Source organism: Paenibacillus sp. J22R160 (assembly GCF_059692135.1).
In genome coordinates, this window is the sequence record NZ_JCAUAU010000024.1 from 25,245 (window position 1) to 51,369 (window position 26,125).

The window sequence follows — 26,125 nt, forward strand, 5'->3', positions numbered from 1 at the left end:
GTTGTATCGAAGGAGCTCTTTACCCATGACCATTCCAAAGAAACTAGGACTATTTGCCATTACGTGGCCTATATATATTGAATCGTCGCTGCAAGTGTTTATGCGAACCTCGGATACGTTCATCGTGAGTCATGTGTCGGATGAAGCCTTTGCAGCGGTTGGCGTAAGCAATCAGCTCATCATCTTTTTATTTTTGCTGCTGCAAGTGATTTCAACCGGTTCGGCCATCGTCATCTCTCAATATTTGGGTGCGAATAAAAGCAGAGATGTCAAGAAGTTCGCCGCTGGAGCAATTTCACTTAATTGCCTATTCGGCTTTCTAATAAGCCTGTGTATCATTTGCTTCAGCAAACAGCTGCTTCAGCCCTTCGGCTTGGAACCAGGTACACTGGAGCAGGCGCGCGTTTACTTATCTATCGTAGGCGGTTCCTTGTTTATTCAAGCCGTTAATCTGACCATTGCAGCCATAACGCAGGTGCATGGTTATACTAGATATACAATGGCAGTCAGCTTGGGCATCAATCTCGTAAATTTAACCGGTAGTATCTTATTTATTTTCGGTCCTCTCGGCTTTCCCAAACTCGGCGTTCCCGGCGTTGCCATCTCGGCCATATTCAGCCAATTCATCGGACTGATTGTGTATAGCATCATTTTAAAGAGAATCGTTCGATTGAACTTATCCTTCAGTGACCTTTACAAAGCAAGATTCGCAGATCTGAAAAAGATATTAACAATCGGCATTCCGACGGCCGGGAGCTCGCTTGTGTATTCCATTAGCCAACTGATGACGACCTATTTTATCACTCAGCTGGGTGCTGAAATGCTTTCTACACGGATTTATACCCAAAATATCATGACCTTCATAATCGTGCTGGCCGTTTCATTGGGACGGGGGACTCAAATCATTATTGGTCGACTGGTGGGCGCCGGTGAAAAGGATGAGGCTTACAAGCAGTTATTTCGCAGTTTATTAATCAGCTTATTGCTTTCACTTGCCGCGGTCACATTGACCGTTTTGTTCAGGAAACAGTTGATCGGTATGTTTACAGACAACGTCGAAATCATTACATTGGGGGCTTTTCTGCTGACATTTGGATTCCTTCTAGAGCCCATTCGCTGCTTGAACATTGTAATAGGAGAAGCCCTCCGGGCTGCGGGCGATGCACGTTATATTCTCCTAATTGGCGTATGTGTCATATTGGGGCTGTGCGTCCCGTTAACGTATTGGGTAGGAATCCGCCTGAGGTACGGGCTGGTAGGTATGTGGGGCGTATTCATCATGGACGAAGGGTTAAGAGGGCTTCTATTATTATTCCGTTGGAGAAGTCGGGCATGGGAGAAAAAAGTGTTGGTGAGCAAGGAGGAAGCGGTCTAGAAAGCCGCATTTCTGATAAAGGGCAAGCTGCCCAACACTGGAGTTTCCTGTACCAACTTCAATTGTTTTAAAACCTAGTCCCGTGGAAATCTCTATGGCATGCTTCACTAGCTGTTTGCCGAATTAACTTTCTTATTTGCATGTTTATTGCACCCGGTATTTTTGTTTAATGTTCACTCAACAATTCGTTCATAATTCATTAATGATTTCTTGATTGAAAAGCAAGGAGCAGTTGCCGAGGCAATCTGCTCCTTGCTTATTGTGCTATAGTACCATCGGATAACATTTTTATTTATTAGTAAATTCATATTTGTATTTATGCTTGCTATAATCGCCTGTTTTTACATTCATCGCCTCTCCAAGTACACCGTTAGGGGCGTACTCAGCCTTACCTACTGTAAATCCTTTTCCGATCGAACTCGAATCAATGTGGAAAAATATAACAACAGCATTAAATGGTGTTTCCTTTTTTGTTTTCTCAACCATCTCAGATGCTATCAATTTCAAACCCTCTTCTGTTAACTTGTCACCAACTACAACCTCGAATCTATAACGCTTATTGGCACCAACGCTAATGTCATCTTTCGTCGCAATTTCATATTTAGGAATTGGCATTGTTTTAGCAGGCTCCTGTACTACAGGTGATGAGGCAGCTGGTTTATCCTGCTTAGGTGCTGAAACGGTAGTCGCTGCTGTTTTCTCTGATGATACGGACGTTGCTTGTTCTTTCGATTGATCCTTTCCAATATTGCTAATCGAACCTACTACGATTGCAACGATAACCCAGAACCACCACTTTTTAAAAATTGGCTTTTTGACTTGACTCATGATGATGCATCTCCCCACCTTGCTTATATGTCACTGGAATAGTTTAGTATGGAAACAATTAGGGGGTCAACGCTTGTCATATTCGTTTTTGTAAAAGACTTACTAATCTGAGCGACCACATTTCAGGTTTACGTCCCCCTCCCCCCCTTAGTCTTTCATTTATCTGCTCGTATAAATTTATTGATCGTCAAGTTGACACTGTACACCAATGAAGAATGTTTGTGTGTTACACTAAGTAAGGTCTACACTAAGTATGATCAACACGGCCAGAAGAAAGACTCAGACCAAGGGAGACACCCTACCAAATGAAGAAATGGTACACCATCTGCATGTATCTCGTGCTCATATTTATTGTTTATATTTTCAAGGATACAATTTTGCATTGGATGCAGTATGGGGATGCGCCCGTTCTGCTTATTTTTGCGGCTGCGCTCGGATTTATTATCGTTCCAGTCATCCCCTACAAAATAGTTATCGGCATGCTCGGGTTTATGTACGGTCCATTGATGGGCGCTTTGATCAGTTGGACTGCCGCTTCTGTCGCGTCTGTCATTGTTTTTTGGCTGGCACGCTACTTGTTTCAAAAGCAGGGCCGTGCTTACTTGTCCAAGTACGAGAAGCTGGAAAAGCTCCAAGCCGCGATTGAAAAAAATCCGTTCCTAACTATTTTATTGGCTCGACTGATCCCGGTTATCCCCCAGGCTGTCGTTAATGTCATTCCTGCCATTACTTCCATCCCGGTCGTTACATTCGCCGTTGCATCCGCATTGGGCAAAATTCCTGCAATGCTCTTGTTTGCGTTCATCGGCAGTAATCTGTTTGCTGGCACCAGCAAGCTCGTTTTGTCCGTCGGCGTGTATGTCCTTTTTTTGGCGTCCGTCTACGTCGTTTACCGCCTCTGGCTCAAGAAGCGTTGGCTTTGAGCAGCTATGCTTCTTCAATTTCAAGTTCCTGCCTGTTACTTGACAAGCATTATTGAGTCCGTTTCTTGAATTGATACAGAGCACGATGATGAATTCACTTATCGCCATATTAAATACAGAGATGGTATATTCCCCAGTGCGGATCAAGCCTAAATTGCCATGCGAATAGTCATTGAAGAGGGTCTTGACAGAAAACAGATAGTTACACACACGGCTTCAAGATATAGTTTTCGCAACAAATTATTAAATCATCAAAGAAGTCATTTACATAAAGTTAATAATATGCCCTAAACGAAATCGATAACCACATCTAACCCGTGCCGAAGCAAATTACGCGTTACTGCAGCAATATTAAGCCAAGCCAGTTGGAGTCGTTCCTCCCATGGAGGCTCCTTTCATAATAGCTCCATTAATTTGACATTTGCTGTAAGAAGTGTACAAATAGGCTGCCGATCCATTGTTTCGGCAGCCTTCTCCTGATGTTTGTATAGCTATAGATTTCCGTTTTCTACGTGCTGCACATTGCTCATACCATCTTTAGACTCATCCACTGATGTATGTTCCCGTGGCTTTCAGTGCGCTCTGCTGACAAATGACTGCCTTCCAATCGGTCCAATCTTGCGTAATCTATAATAATTGCCGTTCCAAATACAAGTTGCTGATGATCGGGAAGTGGTCGGATGCTTGCGTCTGAATAACGCGGGCATTCTCACGTTTGCCGAGCATTACTTCACTGGATGCTAAAATATAATCAATTGTAGCGTGCGGATTGAACGAATCAAAGGTAAACGCGTCAGGTTGGTCTGCGAATTGATTCTGAAATTCGTTCGTAAATTTGGTCATTTCCGGAGCATAGGGTCTCGCGTTGAAGTCACCTACAAGAATTTTCGGTCCGCTTCGCCTCGCCATAATGTCTAAGATTTCATCCGCATGGATATTGCGCTGACCGGCATCCAGTCCCATATGAGTAGTATAGAAGCTTAGCTGAACCCCTTGAATGTCAATGGTCGTCTCAAGCAACCCACGCTGCTCCTGACCTAAGCTCGTCAGCAGCAGATAGTTGTAATTCTGCAAGATTGGGTACTTGCTCAAAACAGCTGTGCCATATTGGCTACGAGGCTGCCCCGGTTGTGACGACGGATGGTCCAGATTAGCCCCGTACGCGAACTGCATCCCAAGCATATCGGACAATCTTTGAATCATATCTTCGTTGTTGCTGCGGCTGGAATAATAGCGGTCCACTTCCTGCAGTCCGATGATCTCCGCGCCGGACTGCCTAATGACATCAGCTATTCTTTCCAGACTGTAATTTTCAAACGGGTCGGCACCGTGACGAATGTTATATGACATTACTTTAATAGGAACATGCAAGTCTGTTTTCTCCTTTGTTCAATTACTTCTTGTAGCGATCGTATGCGGCTTGGTAAATTTTCATATATTCGTCGAGACGCATTTTCTTGATTGTGTCGACATACTTGTTCCAATCGGATAATGGCACTGCGCCGGTAATAAACTTGGTTGTCATTTCATCTACATATGCAGTAATATCGGTGTTCAACGCCTGCATGCTATCGGTTTCTTTTTCCGTGTAGCTGAATGACGGCCAAACTTCCTTCGGCAGCTCTGCTGCAACTTTCTTCGCGGCTTCCAGAGATTCCGGCAAGCTTTCCGCTCCCTTGAAGTACTTCTCTCTCACGATGCCCGGATAACCGCCGCCCGGCCATGTCACATACTTGACAAGAGCCTGTTCAAAGGTCAAGCCCTGCGGGTTCTTGTTAATTTCATCCGTATATTCAACGTTCCCATCCGGCTTCTCAATGTAGCTCTTGTCTTTGAATCCCATGAAAAATAATTTGTTGCCTTCTTCGCTATAGAAGTAATCCATCCAACGAACGGTCGCTTCCGGATTTTTGTTTTTGTCCGTAATCACGAAAGCTCCTGGATTCGCAACGGCCGGGCGGTATTCAGAGTGCAGTTTATCACCTCTTGGACCTGCGAGTGAAGGAGAGCCGATATAACCGGTTTGCTTCATCAGAGTTAACGGGCTGCTTACGCGAATGGCGCCAAACACGCCTTCCGCCCCTTTGGCGTAAAATTTGTTTTGGTCCTTTTCGTTTACCAGGATATCCTTATCGATCAACCCTTCACTCCACAGCTTATTGAAATAAGTGAGGAGTTCCTTATAGCGATCGTCTGTCGGGATAAAGCGCAGTTGGTTGTTCTCTCCCATATCGACGAAAGGATGGCTCGATCCACGGTTTTGAAGGCCGAAGTACCCCTTGAAGTGGACTAATATATCCTTCAGTTTAGGTGCGCTTATTGGAACTTCGTCCTGCTTGCCGTTTTTGTTCAAGTCGGTGTTTTTAACTGCTTTCAGATAGTTGTAAAATTCCTCGGTCGTTTTCGGCTCCTGCATCCCTAAGGCATCAAGCCATTCTTTTTTCAGCCATAGTTTGCCGCCCATACGAACGGACGGGAAGTCAGGAGAGAGCATGTTCGGGAAGCTGTAGATGTTGCCATCCGGCATCGTGATCGCCTTTTTAACTTCAGGATATTGATCCATGATCTTCTTCAAGTTAGGCGCATGCTTGTCAATCAGATCGTTCAGTTTGATTAATGCACCTTGGCCGCCGTACTTCATTAAATCGTCAGTGCTAAATCTTCCCAGGTAAACCGCATCGGGGTAATCTCCGCCTGCCATCATCAAATTCCGCTTCTCCGTCAGCGCGTCAAAGGGTACGAGCTGGAAATCCACTTGAATGTTGGTCATTTTGGCATATTCCTGCCACAGCATTGTTTCATTCCAATTGTTGGCCGTTGTTGGAGCTTTACCGGCCATCATCGTCAGCTTGATCGGCTCTTTCACGATCGGAAACCCGGTAGCACTAAGCTTGTCGTTCCCATCGGGAGCAGTCGTGTTCTTATTGCCTGATCCGGCATCACTGTCTCCACAGCCTGCGACAAGTCCGGCGGATACCGCCGTTGTCAGGATTAAAGATATCCATTTTTTCGATTTCATTGATAAACCTCCCTGTTTGTTTTGAAACATGGATCTATCCTTTAAGGGCTCCAATCATTACACCCTTAACGAAATACTTTTGTAATAGCGGATACAGCAAAAGCACTGGCAAATTGGCAATGACGACGACGGCGTACTTGATGACTTCGACTTCCATGAGCTTCTTCGCCAGTGAATCATCAGCCATATCAATCATGGCCGCCATCTGCCCCTGGATTAATATTTCTCTCAATATGAGCTGCAGCGGGTATTTGGCACGATCCGATAAATAGATTAAGGCGTTAAAGAACGCATTCCAGTGTCCGACCGCGTAGAACAGAACCATGACCGCAAGGATTGGCATTGACAACGGCAGCACCACGCGCAGTAAAATCCGGAAATTGTTGCAGCCATCAATCGAAGCCGCCTCTTGTATCTCTTGAGGAATGCTGCTTTGGAAAAACGTCCTCATGATGATCACGTTATATACCGAAATCGCACTCGGAATAATCAGCGCCCAAATGCTGTTGAGCATGCCCAGATTTTTCACTAGCAAATACGACGGAATCAATCCGCCACTGAAAAAAATCGTAAATACGATAACTGCGGTAATAACGTTGCGTCCGCGGAAGTCCGGTCTCGACAGCGGATATGCTGCGCATATTGTCAGCACGAGGTTGATCACCGTACCGATCAGGGTGTACACAATCGTATTCATGTACCCTGTCAATATCTCCTTATTTTGAAAGACGCGCTCGTAACCGACAAAGTTGACACCCTTGGGCAGCAGCCAGAGCTGGCCTCTGGCTACCACGGAGGGTTCGCTGATGGACGCGCTTAGTACAAACACAAGAGGATACAAAACGATAACGGTAATTAGTACAAGTAATAGGGTATTAATGGCATCAAACACCCGGTCTCCCCGGCTATTATCCATGTGGTGTCGCCTCCATTACCATAGGCTAGTTTGATTCATTCGCTTGGCTGCAAAGTTAACAAGTATGAGAAGAGTAAAGTTGATGATTGAGTTAAATAAGCCGATCGCTGCGGAAAAGCTGTACTGTGCCTGGATGATACCGCTTTTGTACACGTATGTGGAAATAACTTCGGAGCTTTCTAAATTAAGATCGTTCTGCATGAGAAAAACTTTCTCGAAGCCAACACCCATGATTGATCCCATGTTTAGAATCAGCAATATGATAATTGTTGGCATAATCCCCGGCAAATTGACGTGCCAGATGCGCTGCAGCCGGGTAGCCCCGTCTACCTTGGCCGATTCGTGAAGCTGAGGATCGATGCCCGCCAGCGCCGCAAGGTAAATGATCGAGCTCCACCCCATTTGCTGCCACACACCCGATCCGACGTAAATCGTTTTGAACCAAGCCGGCTCCGTAATAAACGAAATAGGCTGTCCACCGAAAAGCACGATTAACTTATTGATCATGCCAGTTTCTGGAGCGAGGAACATAACGACTATGCCGACGAGCACAACCGTGGAGAGAAAGTGCGGCGCGTATGTAATTGTTTGCACTGCCTTTTTGAATAACACTCTCGACTGCTTGACTTCATTAATCATTAAAGCAAGAATAATTGGCACCGGGAACCCCACTACCAGCTGATACAAGCTCACTCCCAGCGTATTGATAATGAGCCGCCAGAAGAAATAGCTGTCGAAGAAACGCTCGAAATGCTTCATGCCTACCCATGAGCTGCCCCATATCCCTTTGGTGGCGACAAAGTTTTTGAAAGCGATTTGAACACCGTACATCGGAATATATTCGAAGATGATAAAGTAAGCTAGAACCGGGGAAATGAGCACATATAGCTCCCAGTTTCTAAGGTAAGGCCTCAAGATCGTCCGCGTTCTCGTTTTGGTCTGAATAACCCTTTGCGGCGGCAATGAAGTATCCTGCAAAAACATTCACCTCTTCCTAAAGCACAATTTAGAAGATATCGTACCCTTGTCTTCATCAGGGTTCTGGAAGATCAGTAATGCTTTACCTGTATCGTCTTGCCTTGCTCAACAGATTCATAAGCAGACCATGCCACTTCGGCGGCACGCAGTCCATCCAAACCAGTGATGCTGGACTGGCGGTTTTCACGAATGCTGGCGATAAACTCCGCAACCAGAGCAGTGTTGGACTTGTCGCCCCAGTTCACATATTTATGTGAATTGGTGGAACCGTTTTCCCATAAGCTGCCCGCCTGCGCAAATGCATCCAAGTGAATGGCGCCTTTCTTGCCGATGATCCGCATGGTGACGTCGCCCCAAGTGGAGAACGATTCCGGCCTTGACCAGCTCGTGTCCAAAGTAGCGATTACACCGTTATCGAAGATCATGGAAAGCAGCCCGCAATCGTCGACCGGGATATCGTGCAGGAGCGTATCGGCCTCTGCATATACTTCCTTCACTTCGCTCTGTAGGAACCATCTCATCAGGTCTACAACATGGACTGTATGGTCGAGAACCGCACCGCCGCCGGACAAGGCATTGTCGATAAACCAGCCTCCAGGCATTTTCCCGTGATTCGTCGCCGCAATGGCAACAATATCGCCGATATCGCCGGAGTCGATTTGGCGTTTGACTTTTTTTACCGACTCGTTCTCACGTACGGGAAAGGCGGTTTGCAGCACGAGATTTAGCTTAGCGCACAAGTCAATCAGCTCGCGGGCTTCCCCCCCGTCTGTGGTGATCGGCTTTTCGACCAGAATATGCTTTTTCGCAATAGCCGCTTCGATAGCCAAAGGATAGTGCTTTTTATTTTCGGAAGATATGATGACTCCGTCAATCTGCTGTAAGAGCTGTTTATAGTCAGGGTAAAATGTAGTGTTGAAGCGTTTGGCAGCTTCTTGTCCACGCTTCGTGTCATCATCATAGACTCCGGTAATTTCTACACCCTCAATGGTCTGGAGCCCTGCCGCATAGCTGTTAGCATGACCTATGTGGGCGAAACTGATCATTCCGATCCTCAGTTTGCTCATCGATAACCAACCTCCATATCGACTGGTTTGTTGCTTTGTGCGGAATGCAAGGCGGCGAGTCCTATCTTAAGCGACACCAAAGCTTCCTCGCCTGAAGTGAGTGGAACTTCCTTATTCTTTACGCAGTGAATAAAATGTTCCAGTTCAAGGGCATAAGGGCTTTTTGCTAGCGGGCTATCCGGCACGCCGGCTTCCGATGTAGTGGCGCTGAACTGAACGATAGAATTTGATTTGTCTCTATCGTATTGAACCATTCCTTTGGTGCCCGCGATCTCCAGTGAAGTCTGGAAAGGCGCGCCCTGCGGGTAAGCCCAGCTTGCCTCTACATGCGCCATCACGCCGCTCTCGAAGCGAATCAGCGTAAGCGAATGATCGAATTTTTCGTATTCCCCTCCGAGCGTTCGGCTGAATACTCGGCGGACTGGCCCGAAGCACCATTGCAAATAATCAATATCATGAATGGCTAGATCGATAATCGGTCCCCCGCTTCGCTTATAATCACCGAACCAGGTTGACCATTTGGGAAACGCGCCGGAGCGGATCGTACGCACAACGCCCGGCTTGCCTAGCCTCTCGGATTGCAGCAGCTCTCTTGCCGAGCGATATTCCGGGAAAAAACGAACGACGTGGCCCACCATCAGTGTCACATCTGCCTTTTTGCAGGCTTCAATCATTGCCGTAGCGTCATCCACTGTAAGCGCAATAGGCTTCTCGCAGAAAACATGCTTGCCATATTCGGCTGCAAGCTCTACCGCCTCACGGTGAAGATCGGTGGGCAGACAAATATCGACTGCATCAATGTCTGCATGTTCCAACAAATCCTTCAGACTGCTGTATATCTCGGCGTTCCATCCGCCGGCAATCTTCTGAGCCTTTTCTGCGTCTACATCGCAAACTGCTTTAATGATTACGTTAGTTAGCTGCCTATACGCCCGATTGTGCGTGTTGCCCATCGTACCGGCTCCCACCAAGCCTATTTTAAACATGAGGCGCCCTCTCCGTTCTGTCTCCCATTTCGAAACTGACATTTTGAAAAAAATGGTTTAACGCTAATGACCCCGCGCCGATAATTCCGGCGTTCAGACGGGTCAAACATTCCTCAATTTGTACGTGCTCTGAAAACACACGCATGTTGCGCGTTTTCACATGCTTTTTCACCTGATCGAACAAACGCTCGTTATTTAATGCAAGCTCACCTCCTATTAGAATTAATGAAGGATTAAACAAATGTACGAGAGTCACAATCCCTCTTCCCAGCATCTCTCCCACATAATCCATCAAGCGCACTGCATGGAGCTCCCCCTCGTTGCTAAGCCGAGCTAGCTCCGCTAGTGAGGGAACATCTTCATTGCCAGTCCAGCTGCGCCATTGGTTCATCAACATCTCGGCCCCAATCAGCTTCCCAAGACACCCCGTGTTGCCGCAATGGCAAGAAGGACCGGATTCGTCAACGGAAATGTGCCCGAATTCCCCAGCACCTCCAGCACCTCCCGTAAACAAGTTACCTGAGAGAAACAGCCCGGCTCCAACCGCTTTGCCCACGTGAAGGTACAGAAAATTATGTACATTCTGACTTCGGCCATAAAGAAACTCTCCATAAGCGGCTGCATTTGCATCGTTCTCCAACAGAGTCGGAACTTTAAAATGCCTTTCCAGCTCCTCTTTCAGCGACAAATGGTTAATATTCAAGCTTGTGGCGGTTATGACCCTGCTCTTATTCGGATCGATGATACCCGGTACGGCAATGCCAATACCAAGCAAACGCGGACCTTGAACTTCTCGGACCATCTCGTGAATAACATCAAGCAGGATCGCGATAAGGTCTCCATCCTTGACGGCAGGAATCGGTTTAGTGATCAGGAACTCGGCATCCATATTGAGGATGGCAGCACGGCTTTGCTCCAGATCTATGGCGACCACCATCCCAGCGTCCTTCGCCAGCTTGACCAGTATTGGCTTCCTTCCTCCACTGGAATCTCCCTTACCTACTTCTTCTACGAAACCATTGGCAATGAAATGATCCACGATCACTGTTGCCGTGCTCGGGCTTAACCGCAAATCCTTTGCTAATTGGGAACGGGACAACGGCCCTTTCTCCCGAATGGCATTAAATATCAATGCCTGATTAATTTCTTTCATTAGCTGGAGATTCCCGGTCCGAGCCATTTCCGTATTCATCAATAGCTTAGCCCCTTCCAATTTACAGTTACTTTTTCCAATGAAAAAATTAAGTATTTTAAAGATATTCAATGTAATTTTGAAAATTCCTTCACATATTTCTCGAATCATATATTAATTTTTTGAAAATTATGAAAGAAAGCATTCCATAAACTTCGCTTATCCAACGGTCCGTTCGGACTGACCCCTCTGGGGTTCTCCTCCCTGCCTTTAGGCTGAAACTCCATGGGGCATGAAACTGCAGGCCAAACCACGGTAAAACGAAATAGAAGAGGTCCTTGCATGCTAGCATGGACCTCTTCTATTTCGTGGATTAACGTATTGGATCGCCGTAAAACACATGAAAATGAAGATGTTTTGAGTCTTGGTATTCCCCTAAATTTGTAAGAACCCGACAGGCTCCATGCTCAGTATGCACCTGCGATGCTACCTTTTTAACAACGTCTACCAACTCAATTAAGAGTTCATTATCGTCTTCTTCCAGTGTTAGAAGAGAGGATATATGCTTCTTCGGAATCGTAACAATATGAACGGGATAATAAGGGCGAGTATGATGATATGCAAGTACATGATCAGTTTCAAATACCTTTTGCACAGAAGTACGACCACTTAATACCTCTTCACAATAAAAATCCTCGGTCAAACTTATCCCCTCCGTATTTGTTGTCCAGATTGTTATTCGTAGTCCTTTGTCAGCATCCTGCCTGTTGCATCAATGAAAACAGGGAGCTGCTGCGGCAATCGCTCTTTCGTTAGTTGAACAATCCATTATTCAATCCACTGTCTTGGTCCCACAGTATGGAAAAGATGCTGTCTTTCATGATTTAATGCATCCTCAATACGCTTACAAGTGAAATCACTAATCGGTTTAGGAAGTTCATCTCTTGAGCAGAATCTGCATTCTAAAATTTCAGGCGAGCTTGGCTGAGGTATTTGATTAGTATCGTTATTCGCAATGAAAACAAAATGATGCATGTCATAGTTCGGATCGTAGTATATACCCGTTAATTGCCCAATACCGACTTCTAACCCTACTTCTTCGTGAACTTCTCTTTTTGCAGTTTCCTCCGCTGACTCATTTTCCTCAGCTTTTCCTCCAGGCAGATCCCAATTATTTTTTCCATAGCTATGTTTTACCAATAATACTCTACCTTCAGAATCCGAAATAACTGCTGCTGCACCAATTAACTTAGGCAAAGTGATGCCCCCCTTATGATTATTGACTGCTTATTTATAGACGGAAATAAGTGGAAATAGTTTTTAAATTCACCACGCTAATCTGCCCTTTCGTATTATGAGGTTACCAGATATTTCTGGTCGACCTCATTCTACATCAGTCCAGAGCCCGTATGGCCTTGCTACAGGAGCTTAATAAACACGCGTTATTGGTACAGCTGTCTACCTCTGCTTAAGAAGTGGTTTGACGACCGGAGGAACGGAATCATGTTACAGGTCGGGCGGTGAAAACATGTATACAATCAGCGAGCTCCTGCGACCAATCGAAAGAACGCTGACGAAATGTAATAGTACCTTACTTCCGGCCTTCGTTGTGTATAGCGTAATGCAAGCTACGGGCACTGATTTGGCGCATGTAGCAGATAAAAAAGGAACAGCTACCGACTCGCGGCAATCTGTTCCATTATTTGATCTATCGTTTGTTCGAAAAAATCATGGTCCTGTTCCATCAGCAATCACACGATAACCTAACCAACTTTTCTTAACCCAGATATATGATTTTGAAACTTCATTAACAAAGAATAATTCAGCTCCACCAAACGATGTGCTTCCTGTCACCTTAACTTGAACACTGAAGGCCTCTACTGGATGGAGAGAGAAGAATAAATGCTTCCTAACCGCTATTTCCGCCGTTGGATTGGGAAAGAAAACCAAATAAACAACTAACAATGCCGCGATGGATATAATCCAAATCTGCTTTCTCTTTGAAATCGACATTGTATCATTCCTCTCGTACATTAGTATCCTGGTTACTAGCTTAATTATCGTTTACTTGATGAGATAAGGTTCTTGTCAAAATCGACAATGGGATAAGATTTTTGTCATTGAACTTATATTGTTAGTCCGTTCACATCTTGAAGTAATGGTAAACGAATTTCTACCAAAGTCCCTTCATTCATCTTGCTTGAATAAGTAATATCTCCTTCATGCTGTTTAATAATCTTCTTGCAAATCATTAAACCGAGTCCAGTTCCTTTCTCCTTTAAACTATAAAAAGGCTCCCCTAACTTTGATAATAGCTCCTCCGGAATCCCGCAACCGTCATCTTTGACGGAAATCACACAATCACTCTCTCCGTCTTTTCGCAACCAAATTTGAATCTTTCCGCCTTCAGGCATAGATTCCATCGCGTTCTTGATGATGTTAAGAAACATTTGTTTTAACTGATTCTTCTCCCCTGTAATTGGGAAGTGTATAGCCTCATATCTCAATTGGATTTCAATATTGTTTAGAAGTGCCTCCGGGGATAAAATCTCTACAGTGTATTCCACTATATCAAGTAGGTCTGTGACTATAAGTTGTGTCAACTGAGGTTTGGCTAATGAAAGAAACTCGCTAGTGATGGCTTCAATACGTTCCAATTCGGATAGCAGCAAATCATTATGTTTCCTGGAATAATTTCCTTCTTTGTATACTTGAAGAAAGCCTTTTATTGTCGTTAAAGGATTTCGAATTTCATGCGCTATCCCTGCTGCAAGCTCTCCGACAATAGAAAGCTTTTCTGACTGCAATAGAATTTCATCTGCTTTTTTACGCTCGGAGATATCGCGGCTGATGATGACGACAAATTCACTACCTTTGACGGGCTGACAACGTGATTCAAATTCTTTCCAATGTCCTTCTTTGTGTTTAAGGCGAACTTCTAATGAATAGCCCTCCTGCTCCCCAAACATCGTCGAAATCGTATGATTAAAGATTTCCAAGTCCTTCGGGTGAACCAACATGCACAATAGATTTGCTTCTAATTCATGGTGTTCATACCCCAACACAATCTCATGGGAGGGAGAAAAATAACTCACCGTATGATTTTGATCCATAACCATGATCAAGTCAGAAGTGTTATTAGCGATCAGCTTGTACTTCGATTCGCTTTTCTCCAGCGTCGCTTCCATATATTTATTTTCCTTAATAATTCTTAAAAGTCGATCATTCGATTCGATCAGCAAGCCGCCCAATACGACGCCTAACATGACAAACAGGACATATTGCAGATGAAATAACGGCTTGCTCAATAAGATATGAAAAGATAGGATCGTTACTAAATATCCCGCAACATAAGCCAAAAAAAGAGAACCAATTTTTCTGAATCGCGAGCTGCGAGAAATATACTTATGTACAACGCACAAAATAAGCATATTGATTATCCAGCCAACGATTGCCGGGAGCCAATTTCCACTAGAAAAAAGTCTTGTAAGCAGCGAGAATACCCCGGTTATTACGCCAGGGATCGGGCCAAAATAAGCAAAAACTAAAATAACAGGCGCATATCGAATATCGTAAGCATACCCTTGTTGTTTAACAGAAAGGATGACGAGAATGACTGAAACAAACCCAGCATAAATGCTCGCCAAAAAATTAAAATATTTAATCGGGGCTTGGTGAATAAATGAGCGGATGACCAATGGCGTACTGACAAGCAGTGAAAATATAGCAATATTGACTATAAAGTCAAATAAAATCATAACGCCCTCACTTGTGTTAAAATTCTTTAGTTCAATAAGGTATACTCAATATATTAAACCAACTATGGAGTTTCTACCAGCAAAATAACAAGTCATTCGACAGGCAAGAGACGGGAATGTCACAAGAACGGATACCCCGAATAGATTGTGCTTACCATTCCCTGTTTCGAATCGCTTCTTCTGCGTCTAAACAAATATTAAAATGTTTCAAAATTTCTTCAACGGTTTTTCCAATAGAATCCCTTGCGGCCGTCTCAATCTCACTGTCGTCTTCATAAAAATCCGCTTGCAATTCATTTATAGAATCTGTCATTTCATCAAATTTCAACTGGATATCGCCAATACGATGTTCCCCGGATTCTAAATAATCAACGACATCTACCAACAGCACCTTAACTTTGTCCACTAAATGATTTGGAAAATAGGGATCATTATACATATCAACTAAATATAGTCTTTCATTAAACTTTGCCATTTCGCTACCTCCCTAAAAATGAAGCTTTGTTGCTGCCGCGAACTTGACGGAGCCTCACTTTATCGTTGGCAGATCTTTTATGTCTTTCCCTTCAGTCCGAAGGTCTGTAAAGGACCGAAAGTAGTCATACGGGTTAACAGCAACGCCATCTCTTGCGGTGAAAGCTGCATACCGCTTTCCAGCCAGTGCTGAATCATCCCTAAATTTGCGGATGCCAAATAAGAGATCATGTACTCGCGCGGTGCCGAAATATGCTCAGATTGAAGCAGGGACAGCTTATTATAGAGATGCTTTTCCATAATCTGTTTCACTTGGCCTGGATAGGCCGGATCACCTTTGGATCCCAAGAGAACTTTGAAAAATCCGGTATGCAAGGTAAAAAAATCGAACAAATTCAGGAAAATTGGATGAGGCTCGTTACGTGAAGCATAATTCATAATTTGAATAGGGTCGATGTTTTTAACTATTTTTAAAATGTTGTTGAGCATATCCTCTTTGCTTTGTTCGAGTAGATCGTATTTATCGCGGTAGTGCAAATAAAATGTACCCCGATTCAAGCCGGCCTTCTGCATCAAATCCCGGATGGTCGTGCCCTCAAAGCCTTTTTCATCGATTAGGTCAATTAAGGCATTCCTAAGCAACATCTTCGTTCGAATGATTCTAGGATCCGTCCTGTCCTGCATGCACTTCCGCCTCTTCCATGAACTATTTATTGAACTAATGAACATACGTTATACAGCGTGTCGGGTAAGCGACTTTTGAAGGTATCTTGATCATTGAATTTAACCTCCAACTAATTATAATAAGCTGTGTAAGCATTAATCAACACCAAGTTCATTAAATAGGAGGAGATGTCAATGAGATCGGAAACGCCATTTATTCAATATATAAAAGAATTTATGGGACAGCGTCTTATTTTGTTCCTATTCTCTCTTTGTCTCTTTAGCGGTTGTGGGGTCATCGCGACTTTCGGCACTTTCCGGTCAGTCGTAGCAATGTGTGTAGGTCCCGTACTTGTTGTTTTTATCGAATATATGGTTCACCGATACCTTCTACATGAATTCCCGCGGATTGTTCCCATAGCGTATAAGGGACATGTTGCCCATCATGATTCTCCGAATGACGTGAAGTTTTTGTTCGGCCCCGTCTCTTTTGATATCTTTGCGTATTTGCTCATTTACGGGACAGCGTTTATGGTGACGGGGTTTGATTGGCATCTGGCGTTGGCCGTTGTGTTCGGTGCATCCGGCTTTCAAGTTTATTATCAATGGAAGCACTATATTTCCCATCGCCCCATCAAACCGTTGACCCCTTGGGGCAAATGGATGAAGAAAAGGCATCTGCTGCATCATCATTTGGATGAGAAATCATTATACAGCGTAACCAATCCTATGTTGGATATCGTGATGAGGACAAACCAGCCTAAATCGTCGTCTAAATCATCCAAATCGCAACCTTCCTATCATGACAAAGAACTACCCTTATCTTACAAAGGCTAGGCTAATTTCAATATCCATCTATTTGCCATGAAGTCACATACCTACCTTTATGTTTTTTATAAGTGAACTGTCTTTTTGAAGGCACCTGCTGGATAATACAAAACTAACTTCATGGAGGTCTTGAACATGAAAGTAACAACAGGAAAATGGCTTGGCTGGATCGGAATCGTTTTAGCAGTTATCGGTTTTTTCTATGCACCTGTATGGATGGGCAGCATGGCTGTTGTTCTCGGACTCATAGGCTTAGCTACCCCGAAAAAGGGACTAGCGTGGTGGTCGGTTGCTCTTGGCGTAATGGCCTTTATCATTCCTTACTTTAGCTAAGCAATCACAGTACAGAGAGGACCGCTTAGAAGGTAGGTAGGTGACTTCATGGCAACCCTTGCGGAAAGCAAGGGTTCTTTGATTTTCGTAGGGAAACTATGCTGTTACCGATTGTACTAGCATTCCCTTTATTGAAAGACGTTAAAACAGTCGCAACTTGACATTTCTCTATCTGTAACCCGTGTCCAGTCAGTCATTATCACTTTTTGGCAAGTTTGGGATAAAAATCGAGCACAGTACTGTTTAACGTAGCAGTTAGCATGATAAACATTCAATGAAAAAGTTGCTGAAAGTATGGGCAGACTAGTGTTGCCTCGTCATGCTGGACTTGTGCAATCTGCAGCAAAAGGTCTTTATCATCGATGTTGGTATTGGAGGATACAAAATGGCAATGAACAAGCAATTTATCCTGGCTGCTCGCCCGACAGGTTACCCCAAAGAGACCGACTTCACGCTGGTCGAGAGCCCTATTCCCACCCCAGGACCTGGCCAGGTGCTGTTGCGAACGCTCTACCTGTCGCTTGACCCTTACATGCGCGGACGCATGAATGAGGCTAAATCATACAGCCCGCCACAACCTCTCGGAGAAGTGATGCAGGGGGAGACCGTCAGCCAGGTGGTGGAGTCCAACCATTCATGCATCCAACGCGGTGACATCGTCACTAGCAAGTCGGGCTGGCAGGAGCATGCGCTGTCGGATGGTACCGGACTGCGCAAGGTCGACCCGAGCTTCGCACCGATCTCCACGGCGGTGGGCATACTGGGCATGCCGGGCATTACGGCTTACTTTGGGCTGCTCAACGTTGGCAACCTCCAGCCAGGCGAGTCGGTGGTGGTCTCCGGGGCGGCAGGCGCCGTGGGCACCGTGGTGGGTCAGATCGCCAAAATCAAGGGTTGTCGCGTCGTGGGCATAGCCGGCTCCGACGACAAGATCCGATACCTGGTGGAGGAACTCGGCTTCGACGCCGGTTTTAATTACAAGACCGAGACCGATTACACGGCCAAGTTGAAGGAACTCTGCCCACAGGGAGTCGATGTCTACTTTGACAACGTAGGCGGCTCGATCACCGATGCAGTCTTTCAGGTCCTGAACATACGGGCTCGGATCGCGGTGTGCGGTCAGAGCGCGCTGTACAACCTGGAGCAGCCCGAGTTGGGTCCTCGCCTGCTGCCCATGTTTATCGCCAAGCGGCTCCGGATGGAGGGCTTCCTCTCTTTTGATTTTGCAGAGCGGGCCGACGAAGCGCTGCGCCAAATGGCCGAGTGGCTACAGCAGGGCAAGCTGAAGTATCAGGAGGACATTGCCCTGGGCATAGAGAACGCACCCCGGGCCTTTATCGACATGCTGAAGGGCCAAAACAAAGGCAAGCAGTTGGTGAAGATGGCTGACCCGGTTTAACAAGGGCCGCGATCGCGCACAAAACAGAACCCCCGCTGCCTGCATAGGTGCTGGCAGCGGGGGGTTCGTTTTAGTGCTCACGCAGCCGCCGGGTCCAGTGCCTGTCACCAGCGCCGAAATCGCCTGCCAGGTCGGTATTGAACTTCATAATTTCAAATATTAGAGGCTTAGCGAGCCACGAAACCCTCTAGCAGCATAGTAGGATTCTGCTCCGTTGTGGTTCACAAAGACAGTGTCATAACGACGGTCGCAAAAGATAGCCCCGCCGAGTTTTCTAATACTAGCAGGTGTTTGAACCCAGCTTGATGTTTTCAGATCGAAGAAGTTTCCAAGTTTCTGCAGTTCCCGATATTGTCCTTCCGTTAAAAGCTCAATGCCCATGGCAGCTGACATATCCATTGCATTATTTTCCGGTTTATGTTCTTTCCTCGAATCCAATGCTTCACGGTCGTAACAAACACTTCTGCGACCTTATTGTAATTTGACATATTAGTTCCTCTTTATTGTTTTACTCATATTGGTTTAAGTTTATCTAATGCTGCCTGTTTCCTAAAGTCTGTGAGGCTTCATAAATATCCTATCTGTGAGCGCTTTCTTTCGGTACAATGGACATAATAACTACTACTCAAACAGTTAGAACCAGGAGGAACATTCAAAATGAACGATCCATTCGAGCAGTTCTTTGATTCGGCTCAGACACAACAGCTACTGGACCAGATGTACGGCAGCGAAGAACGAGAGCAACAGATCGACAGGTACCGGAGGTGCAGGGAAGAATACAGTGCGCAATATGGAAATACAGAGTCGTTGAAATACTTCAGTGCTCCGGGTCGCACAGAGATAGGCGGCAATCACACGGACCATAACAATGGAAAGGTGTTGGCGGCTAGTATTCAGCTAGATACGATTGCGGCTTCAGCAGCTGTGGACACCGGAGTTATTTCCGTAATTTCCGAAGGGTATCCAGGCATGTCAGTCATCAATCTAGATGATCTAGAACCTCAGTCAGGCGAGGGCGGAACGGCTGCTTTGATCCGCGGTATTGCACACGGTTTCCAACAGCATGGGTACCGAATCGGCGGATTTAATGCTTACGTCGCCAGTAACGTGCTTCCGGCGTCAGGACTCAGCTCCTCTGCATCTTTCGAAGTTCTGATCTGCCAGATACTAAGTACTTTGTATAACAACGGAGAAATGGATGCGATCATGATGTCGCGCATCGGCAAGTATGCCGAAAATCTTTATTGGAACAAGCCATCAGGAATGCTAGACCAGATGGCCTGCTCGTACGGCGGTATGATCACAATCGACTTTAAGGAGCCGGCAGAGCCTCAAATCGAGCGTATTCCAGGTACCTTCGAAGCAGCAGGTTACAGCCTTGTCATCGTCAGCACCGGCGGTAACCACGCTGACCTGACAAAGGATTATGCTTCAATTCCGAACGAGATGCGGGCGGTGGCACAAGCCTTCGGTGCAGAGGTATGTCGCGATTTGACGGCAGAGATGATCTACGGCCGGCTCGCGGAACTCCGCGAAACCACCGGAGATCGAGCGGTGCTGCGAGCGCTCCATTATCTGGATGAAAATGACCGCGTCGGGCGGCAAGTAGAGGCAATTAAGGCCGGCAAGTGGCAGAACGTGCTGAAGTATATTACCGCTTCAGGTAATTCCTCGTGGAAATGGCTGCAGAACATCTACCAAGAATCGGTGTCACGTGAACAGGGGATTGCGCTTACACTCGCCATTACCGAACGTTTCATCGACCGGTTGGGCGACGGTGCCTGCAGAGTACACGGCGGCGGTTTCGCGGGCGTCATTCTCGCCGTTCTGCCACATGCGGCGGTGGCGGAATACCGTGAACTAATCGGGCGTACGACTGGCACGGAACTGTTCAAGATCCGCATACGCGAAATCGGAGCCGTCTGCTTGAATACGCTCTTGTAGGTTCGATGACTTAATCGTCAATTGTATGCTTCCCCTATACGAAAGGCACCGGTCATTTTTCAACAATCTGGAACCGCCTGTAAAGGCGGTTTATTTAGCTAACGCTCCTAGTTAACACAAAAACAATAGCTGCCTCAGTTATATTACATCTCTAATTCCTTGAATGACAGGATTACCCGACAATAAATGGACTAAATCTGCTTCGGTTAAGCTTTTTAATGTATTTAGCACGTATGAATTGTCCTTCTGCATAATTTGCTCGGCTACAACACTTAAAATAAACAGCATCATGAATGCTTCAATCGTAATAATGTCATATTGTGTAAGATTGCGAATGGAATGGTATCCTCTAATAATTTCCTGTGCTACGTCTCCACCCATATGGGCACACATTTCTCCCAGATCATATAAGAGGTATCCTTGTACACATCTTCCAAAATCAATCGGAATCACATCTTCACCATCAAACAACAAGTTTGCATCACGCAAATCTGTATGGACAATCCCTATATAAAAATGAGCGTCTGTATCCATCTCGTCCATTCTTTTCATGATAAATGCCAATGATCGTTTTACGATATCAAATTGAACGGATGAAATTGTGCCTATGTCTATTCCAAGCTCAATTGTATCTATTATTTTTTTTACATATTGCTGTTTATGGACAGGTCTGGAGATGTACTCCTCATTAAAAAATCGGTTAGAGCACTGATGGATCTTCGCGGTAACAATGCCTGCTTGGTAAGCTTGTTGTAAATATTCCTTGGATAAGCTTTTCTCCAGCTCTTTTCCAGGTATATATTTTCTCAGCATGCATATCACGTCTGCACCGTAAATCGGAATGGATATTAATAATTGGCCATGCTTATTTTTTATTGGGGATGGTGTTTTGAGCTCCGGGTAGTTCTCGCTTAAAATATGTAAAATTCTCATTTCAGATTCGATAGCCTCACGGGTAAAATATTTTGCATCAGCTTTGCTCGCTGTGTTGATCTCCAGGTAAATATCAAAAATGTATTCTTCAGTGGTTGTCGAGCGGATTTTATATACCATCTTACTGGTATGAGATAATAGTTCTACTTTTTCAGCATCTATTAAATAATGCTCTCTTACTAACTGCTTGATTAATTCCTCGTACATATATGCCTCCCACTGTTAACATTTTTGGAGTCTACATTTTTAATTAAAATGGATCAAAAATGTCTTGATCTCATAAGGCTTCATCCGAACACTTATCCGAGCCTCATGCTGCTGCTCGCCTTCAAGGCGTTCGAGCAGATCACATTCCTGCCAGGACACAATCTGGGCGTCACTCCTAATTTCCACTAGCCCACTTATACCCGCGAACTCGTGTACTCGCAAAATAACCGCATCTTGATCCTCAGCTTGTTTAACCGCATCAATCATGACATGATCACAGGAAAGATGGAACAGGCTGAATGATGCTTTATCAGGCGCGCCAGACGCATACGTCAACGGATTGTTAAGTGACCATGCGGATTGCATCGTCTTACCGTCGTACCAATCGCCATTATGCGGAAACAGCGAATACGTGAAGTGATGATCACCAAGATCAGCCGTAGGGTCAGGAACCATTGCGGACTTGATCAGCGTGAGTCTCATCACATGATCTTTAATGTCATAGCCGTACTTGCAATCATTCAAGAGGCTGACGCCATATCCCCGTTCAGACAAATCAGCCCACTGATGACCAACTGTCTCAAACCGTGCATAGTCCCAACTTGTATTCCAATGCGTAGGTCGCTTTACATTGCCGAATTGAATATCGTATGTCGCCTCTGTCGCCCGGATTCGCACAGGAAATGCTACTTTCAGCAGTTTACGCTGCTCATTCCAATTGACGTGAGTCTTGAAATCTATTCTGCGGTTATGCGCGTAGAGCACCATATCTTGTACAATGGTTGAATCCATGTATGACCATTCGAAACGGACAATTGCAGCCAAAGCTCCCGTGTCCGTCACCTCCATTCGAGTCACACAAGCCGCTTCCTGTTTTTTCTCCGTATAAAAAATGTCAATATCCCACGCCTCGTGCCGACCCTTCGGCTTGTCTTCAAACACCTCAAATCGGTTGCCTTGCTGACCTACGGCGATTATTTCCCGCTTCTGGGTGCGATCATAGAGTCGTTCAATCTGACCATTAGCATTCCATTCCAATTCGTAAAAAGGAGTAATTAATCCCTGAGGCAACTTTTTGAAAGGAATCTCAATAACCTTTTGCATAACCGTATCAGCTCGTTCAGATTGACGAATCACCGCATAGCCCATCGATGGAACATTGTCTACCTTAACCCACTGCTGTCCATCCACAAGTTGGGCTTCAAGCGGACAATGATAGGCATCCAACCAGTCTTCCGGCGATTCCCCTAGGGGCAAGCATACGATATCCGTCTGCTCCCATGGCGAACTGTTAAACACCAAGACTTCACGCCCCTGCTTATCGCCTGTTAAAAACGAAACGGATTGATTCCACACCTTCTCTCCAATGGCACGCGCTTCGCTGTATTCAACCCTGCTGTCCTCGTAGACCTCACGAATCGACGAACCCGGGATAATGTCATGGAACTGGTTTCGTAAAATAATTTTCCAGCCTTCGTACAGAAGGAGCGAGGTTTCACCATTCCCTGCATGTGCGCTGGCATTCAATAGGCTGCTCATGACTTGCATCCATTCCGTTTCCCTATATAAGAGCTCCAGCTTACGATTCATAAGCTTGTTATAAGCTTGACTTGTATAGGTGCCACGATGTAATTCCAAATACAACTCACCGTCCCAAGTGTGCACGTAGGAATTTGTATTTGAAACCTGTTGCTGTAGCTGGTTAAAATAGGTATCCGCGCGCCCCGTCTTCACCGCGGGAATACCAGGTATTTGATCTAACCTGCGCCTCATCTCAAGCATTTCCCGATTTACGCCGCCCCCGCCATCGCCGTACCCGTAGGCAAGCAGTAAAGACGAATTGAGCGACTTATCACGATAGGCGTCCCAAATCCCTTGCACAGAGGATGGCGTCACTTTTCCATTGTAAGTATAATAGAAGGCTCCTTCGGAGGAACCAGAATCCGGCGTTGTAATGAAATGAGTCAGAACTTCTGTGCCATCAATCCCCCTCCACATAAAAGTGTCATGAGGCATCCGATTATATTGATTCCAACTGATTTTCGTCGTCATGAAAGATTCAATACCAGACTTCCGCAAAATCTGCGGCAGCGCCCAGCTGTATCCAAACACATCAGGCAACCACAAGTACTTACAATCAACACCAAATTCATCACGGAAGAATCGGGTTCCATACAAAAGCTGCCGCACAAGCGATTCCCCAGAAGCTAAGTTACAGTCAGCCTCCAGCCACATCGCACCGCCTGCTTCCCAACGTCCTTCCTGTACACGTTCCTTGATGCGTTCATAAATTTCCGGATAATCCGACTTGATGTACGCATATAGCTGTGGCTGTGTTTGTAAAAAAATGTACTCCGGGTACTGCTCCATTAAGCGCAGCACCGTTGAAAAAGACCTCGCAGCCTTTTCCCGTGTATGTTTCAGCCGCCAAAGCCAAGCGACATCGATATGCGTGTGTCCGATGCATTGAACCACAACCGAGTGCAGCTTGGGCATCGATGACAAAGCATTTTGAAGCTGCTCCTGAGCGCTAGCCACTGTGTTATAAAAAGCATCGCTACCCGGCCTTGACCAATCGAGTAACAGAAAAGCTTGATCCAGCATAGACAGCAGCTGGTGCCGTTCCGGGCGATTTTCATCCAGAATGCGAACCGTTTCCAGCAAAGCTTTGGCTGTATAGTACAGATCGTCGCATGCTTCATCTAACCAACACAAGGCTGCCATTTCCAGCCGGCTCTCCATTTCAAGGTGGCTTTGATAGCCGCCTAGTCCAGACCACAAGCGGAAGCGAAGCTGTATCGTGGAACCTATCACTTCTTCAGCGAAAAATACTTCCTCATGATTTGAGTCCACTCCCTGATACGGTTCCCCATTCAAAAAAAGCAGCGATTCAAACCCGCTGTTCGTTCCGCCTCCAGTCTGGCCTAAATTAAATCGGCCGATGACCTTCTTTCCTTTCCACTCGGAAGGGATAACAAGGTCCGCGGCTAACCAGTAGTAGACATCGCGGCCTTTCCAACGCTCTCCGATATGAATGCTTCTCCATTCGCCGTCTTCTGTCGGATAAGCTCCAATCGCGCCTTCGCTATCGAGTTTAATTCGAAAAGTATCTATAACCCTCGCATCACGGTAGCGAAAAGAGTCCAGCTCATTGATTCGCGCATACAATTTCTCAACTGTCCAAAACATCTACATGCTCCTTTCAAACCTGTGATATTGTTACCGTTAACATTTTATATAAGTCTATATCCCTGAGGGATGGATATGTCTATTTTAACGCTTTTAAGCCTATTAGGTGATAGGTAATCTCATTTTATGATTCGTAGGGGGTAACTGTGGGATTTACTTAGGAAACTAGCAGGAATCCAGCTAAGATTTCATTCAGGGAACTGGAGTCCTCTATTTCGAGGAAAACGAGCAATTTTCTTTCTAAGCGGAACTACAGGGCCCTATTTCGCCTCCATGGTGCATTTTATAAGAGAAATTCACAAAATAGCAGACCGTAGTTCCCTTTAGTTTCCAAGCTGTTCCTTTTATAGTAAATAGCGGATCATAGTTCCCTAGGTTAATCCCAGTACCCTAAAAAAAAACAAACCGCTACCCCATCGGAGTAACGGCCCTTTTCCCTTTATGTAGCAACCTCATGCTGCATACCTTCACTAGTTTCCAAAAAGTCTGACCGCCCCACTTGATACAAATCATAGATCTGTTCTGCATGATTGATAGATGCATAGATTTGCGGGTTTAGATCATTTCCTAACTTGGCATACGGCAGTTTTTCAACTGCTTTCTTTGAACGTATATTTTGTTTCCGGATTTTCAAAAATACAGTTTCGATGTTATGTTCTAGAAAGAGTTCCGTAAAGAAGGATTCTTTCGCTCGTTGATTATAGCCTTTGCCAAAATAAGGAGCTCCAATCCATGTCGCCAAGAAACCTGCTTTATTCACAATGTCATATAGATCAATGGTACCAATAGGATGTCCTAACTCGTCGAGAATCGTTCTAGAAATACATGTCTCCTGATCTTCTTCAACCATTAACTGTTTAGTTATAAACAAATATTCTTCATAAGATTGACATTTATAACGAATATAAGGAAAAACCTCAGGATCATTAATTAAGTTATAAAGAGAATGGCATTCTTGCAAATTACGCTTTTTTATCATTGTTTTCTACCACCCTAGTCCCTATGATTCGCTATATCAAACACTATTTAAGTATATAAAAGGAGTTCGGGGATTATATAAATTCTACATATACTTTATGTAAATTTATATAACCGCTATATTTAAATGGTGCATTTTACCATTAAAAAAAAGAAGACAAGAGCATGTGCCTCTTGTCTTCTTTTCGTTCATTA

Annotated in this window: 23 protein-coding genes and 2 pseudogenes; 6 read left to right on the forward strand and 19 right to left on the reverse strand. The window is 45.2% G+C overall.

The window, feature by feature from the left end:
- Positions 1 to 25: 25 nt before the first annotated feature.
- Positions 26 to 1,375, forward strand: a complete 1,350-nt coding sequence (locus AC58UW_RS28920) for an MATE family efflux transporter (protein ID WP_497424021.1) — start codon at positions 26 to 28, stop codon at positions 1,373 to 1,375.
- On the opposite strand, the pseudogene AC58UW_RS28925 reads toward AC58UW_RS28920, so the two are convergent.
- Positions 1,310 to 1,495 (reverse strand): annotated as a pseudogene (locus AC58UW_RS28925) (GNAT family N-acetyltransferase); the annotation flags it as partial. The gene AC58UW_RS28920 and the pseudogene AC58UW_RS28925 sit on opposite strands and share 66 nt — an antisense overlap.
- 168 nt (positions 1,496 to 1,663) lie before the next feature.
- Complete coding sequence (locus tag AC58UW_RS28930) at positions 1,664 to 2,203, reverse strand: hypothetical protein (RefSeq protein WP_497424022.1); 540 nt, start codon at positions 2,201 to 2,203, stop codon at positions 1,664 to 1,666.
- Positions 2,204 to 2,508: 305 nt separating this feature from the next.
- Between AC58UW_RS28930 and AC58UW_RS28935 the strand changes: the two genes are divergently transcribed.
- The gene (locus tag AC58UW_RS28935; protein WP_497424023.1) at positions 2,509 to 3,126 is read left to right on the forward strand and encodes a TVP38/TMEM64 family protein; all 618 of its coding nucleotides are present in this window, start codon (positions 2,509 to 2,511) and stop codon (positions 3,124 to 3,126) included.
- Positions 3,127 to 3,753: 627 nt separating this feature from the next.
- On the opposite strand, the gene AC58UW_RS28940 is transcribed toward AC58UW_RS28935, so the two are convergent.
- From AC58UW_RS28940 to AC58UW_RS29000, 13 genes are all read right to left on the reverse strand, one after another.
- Positions 3,754 to 4,497, reverse strand: coding sequence for an endonuclease/exonuclease/phosphatase family protein (locus AC58UW_RS28940; RefSeq protein WP_497424024.1), 744 nt, complete (start codon positions 4,495 to 4,497; stop codon positions 3,754 to 3,756).
- 22 nt (positions 4,498 to 4,519) lie between these two features.
- A complete protein-coding gene (locus AC58UW_RS28945) occupies positions 4,520 to 6,145 on the reverse strand; it encodes an extracellular solute-binding protein (protein ID WP_497424025.1) in 1,626 nt (541 codons plus the stop codon).
- 34 nt (positions 6,146 to 6,179) lie between these two features.
- On the reverse strand, positions 6,180 to 7,061 hold the full coding sequence (locus AC58UW_RS28950) for a carbohydrate ABC transporter permease (RefSeq protein WP_497424026.1): 882 nt from the start codon (positions 7,059 to 7,061) through the stop codon (positions 6,180 to 6,182).
- Positions 7,062 to 7,076: 15 nt separating this feature from the next.
- Positions 7,077 to 8,045, reverse strand: a complete 969-nt coding sequence (locus AC58UW_RS28955) for an ABC transporter permease (RefSeq protein ID WP_497424027.1) — start codon at positions 8,043 to 8,045, stop codon at positions 7,077 to 7,079.
- A gap of 65 nt (positions 8,046 to 8,110) precedes the next feature.
- Positions 8,111 to 9,106: a Gfo/Idh/MocA family protein gene (locus AC58UW_RS28960; protein ID WP_497424028.1), complete on the reverse strand. Its 996-nt coding sequence runs from the start codon at positions 9,104 to 9,106 to the stop codon at positions 8,111 to 8,113.
- The gene (locus tag AC58UW_RS28965; RefSeq protein ID WP_497424029.1) at positions 9,103 to 10,092 is read right to left on the reverse strand and encodes a Gfo/Idh/MocA family protein; all 990 of its coding nucleotides are present in this window, start codon (positions 10,090 to 10,092) and stop codon (positions 9,103 to 9,105) included. Before AC58UW_RS28965 ends, AC58UW_RS28960 begins: the two co-directional genes overlap by 4 nt.
- Complete coding sequence (locus AC58UW_RS28970; protein ID WP_497424030.1) at positions 10,085 to 11,284, reverse strand: ROK family transcriptional regulator; 1,200 nt, start codon at positions 11,282 to 11,284, stop codon at positions 10,085 to 10,087. Before AC58UW_RS28970 ends, AC58UW_RS28965 begins: the two co-directional genes overlap by 8 nt.
- 313 nt (positions 11,285 to 11,597) lie before the next feature.
- Positions 11,598 to 11,927 (reverse strand): HIT domain-containing protein, encoded by a 330-nt coding sequence (locus AC58UW_RS28975; RefSeq protein ID WP_497424031.1) that lies wholly within the window; start codon positions 11,925 to 11,927, stop codon positions 11,598 to 11,600.
- A gap of 125 nt (positions 11,928 to 12,052) precedes the next feature.
- Positions 12,053 to 12,481: an NUDIX hydrolase gene (locus tag AC58UW_RS28980; protein WP_497424032.1), complete on the reverse strand. Its 429-nt coding sequence runs from the start codon at positions 12,479 to 12,481 to the stop codon at positions 12,053 to 12,055.
- A gap of 471 nt (positions 12,482 to 12,952) precedes the next feature.
- Complete coding sequence (locus AC58UW_RS28985) at positions 12,953 to 13,237, reverse strand: YjcN family protein (protein WP_497424033.1); 285 nt, start codon at positions 13,235 to 13,237, stop codon at positions 12,953 to 12,955.
- A 113-nt stretch (positions 13,238 to 13,350) separates the two neighbouring features.
- Positions 13,351 to 14,982, reverse strand: a complete 1,632-nt coding sequence (locus AC58UW_RS28990) for an ATP-binding protein (protein ID WP_497424034.1) — start codon at positions 14,980 to 14,982, stop codon at positions 13,351 to 13,353.
- Positions 14,983 to 15,133: 151 nt separating this feature from the next.
- Positions 15,134 to 15,457: a DUF5713 family protein gene (locus tag AC58UW_RS28995; RefSeq protein WP_497424035.1), complete on the reverse strand. Its 324-nt coding sequence runs from the start codon at positions 15,455 to 15,457 to the stop codon at positions 15,134 to 15,136.
- Between the two features lie 77 nt (positions 15,458 to 15,534).
- Positions 15,535 to 16,140 carry a TetR/AcrR family transcriptional regulator gene (locus AC58UW_RS29000; protein ID WP_497424036.1) on the reverse strand — a complete coding sequence of 202 codons (606 nt, stop codon included), beginning with the start codon at positions 16,138 to 16,140 and terminating at the stop codon, positions 15,535 to 15,537.
- 174 nt (positions 16,141 to 16,314) lie between these two features.
- On the opposite strand from AC58UW_RS29000, the gene AC58UW_RS29005 reads away from it, so the two are divergent.
- From AC58UW_RS29005 to curA, 3 genes are all read left to right on the forward strand, one after another.
- Positions 16,315 to 16,956, forward strand: a complete 642-nt coding sequence (locus AC58UW_RS29005) for a sterol desaturase family protein (protein ID WP_497424037.1) — start codon at positions 16,315 to 16,317, stop codon at positions 16,954 to 16,956.
- A 126-nt stretch (positions 16,957 to 17,082) separates the two neighbouring features.
- Positions 17,083 to 17,280 (forward strand): hypothetical protein, encoded by a 198-nt coding sequence (locus AC58UW_RS29010; RefSeq protein WP_497424038.1) that lies wholly within the window; start codon positions 17,083 to 17,085, stop codon positions 17,278 to 17,280.
- Between the two features lie 385 nt (positions 17,281 to 17,665).
- Positions 17,666 to 18,679 (forward strand): NADPH-dependent curcumin/dihydrocurcumin reductase, encoded by a 1,014-nt coding sequence (gene curA, locus AC58UW_RS29015; RefSeq protein WP_497424039.1) that lies wholly within the window; start codon positions 17,666 to 17,668, stop codon positions 18,677 to 18,679.
- A 159-nt stretch (positions 18,680 to 18,838) separates the two neighbouring features.
- Here curA and AC58UW_RS29020 read toward each other — a convergent pair.
- Positions 18,839 to 19,150, reverse strand: a pseudogene (locus AC58UW_RS29020) (DUF4256 domain-containing protein); the annotation flags it as partial.
- A gap of 186 nt (positions 19,151 to 19,336) precedes the next feature.
- On the opposite strand from AC58UW_RS29020, the gene AC58UW_RS29025 reads away from it, so the two are divergent.
- Positions 19,337 to 20,623: a galactokinase gene (locus tag AC58UW_RS29025; protein ID WP_497424040.1), complete on the forward strand. Its 1,287-nt coding sequence runs from the start codon at positions 19,337 to 19,339 to the stop codon at positions 20,621 to 20,623.
- A 138-nt stretch (positions 20,624 to 20,761) separates the two neighbouring features.
- Here the strand turns inward: AC58UW_RS29025 and AC58UW_RS29030 are convergent, their stop codons facing one another.
- The 3 genes from AC58UW_RS29030 to AC58UW_RS29040 form a co-directional block, all read right to left on the reverse strand.
- Positions 20,762 to 21,763: a phosphotransferase enzyme family protein gene (locus AC58UW_RS29030; protein ID WP_497424041.1), complete on the reverse strand. Its 1,002-nt coding sequence runs from the start codon at positions 21,761 to 21,763 to the stop codon at positions 20,762 to 20,764.
- 39 nt (positions 21,764 to 21,802) lie between these two features.
- The gene (locus AC58UW_RS29035; protein WP_497424042.1) at positions 21,803 to 24,952 is read right to left on the reverse strand and encodes an alpha-mannosidase; all 3,150 of its coding nucleotides are present in this window, start codon (positions 24,950 to 24,952) and stop codon (positions 21,803 to 21,805) included.
- A gap of 439 nt (positions 24,953 to 25,391) precedes the next feature.
- Positions 25,392 to 25,931: a GNAT family N-acetyltransferase gene (locus AC58UW_RS29040; RefSeq protein WP_497424043.1), complete on the reverse strand. Its 540-nt coding sequence runs from the start codon at positions 25,929 to 25,931 to the stop codon at positions 25,392 to 25,394.
- Between the last annotated feature and the right edge of the window lie 194 nt (positions 25,932 to 26,125).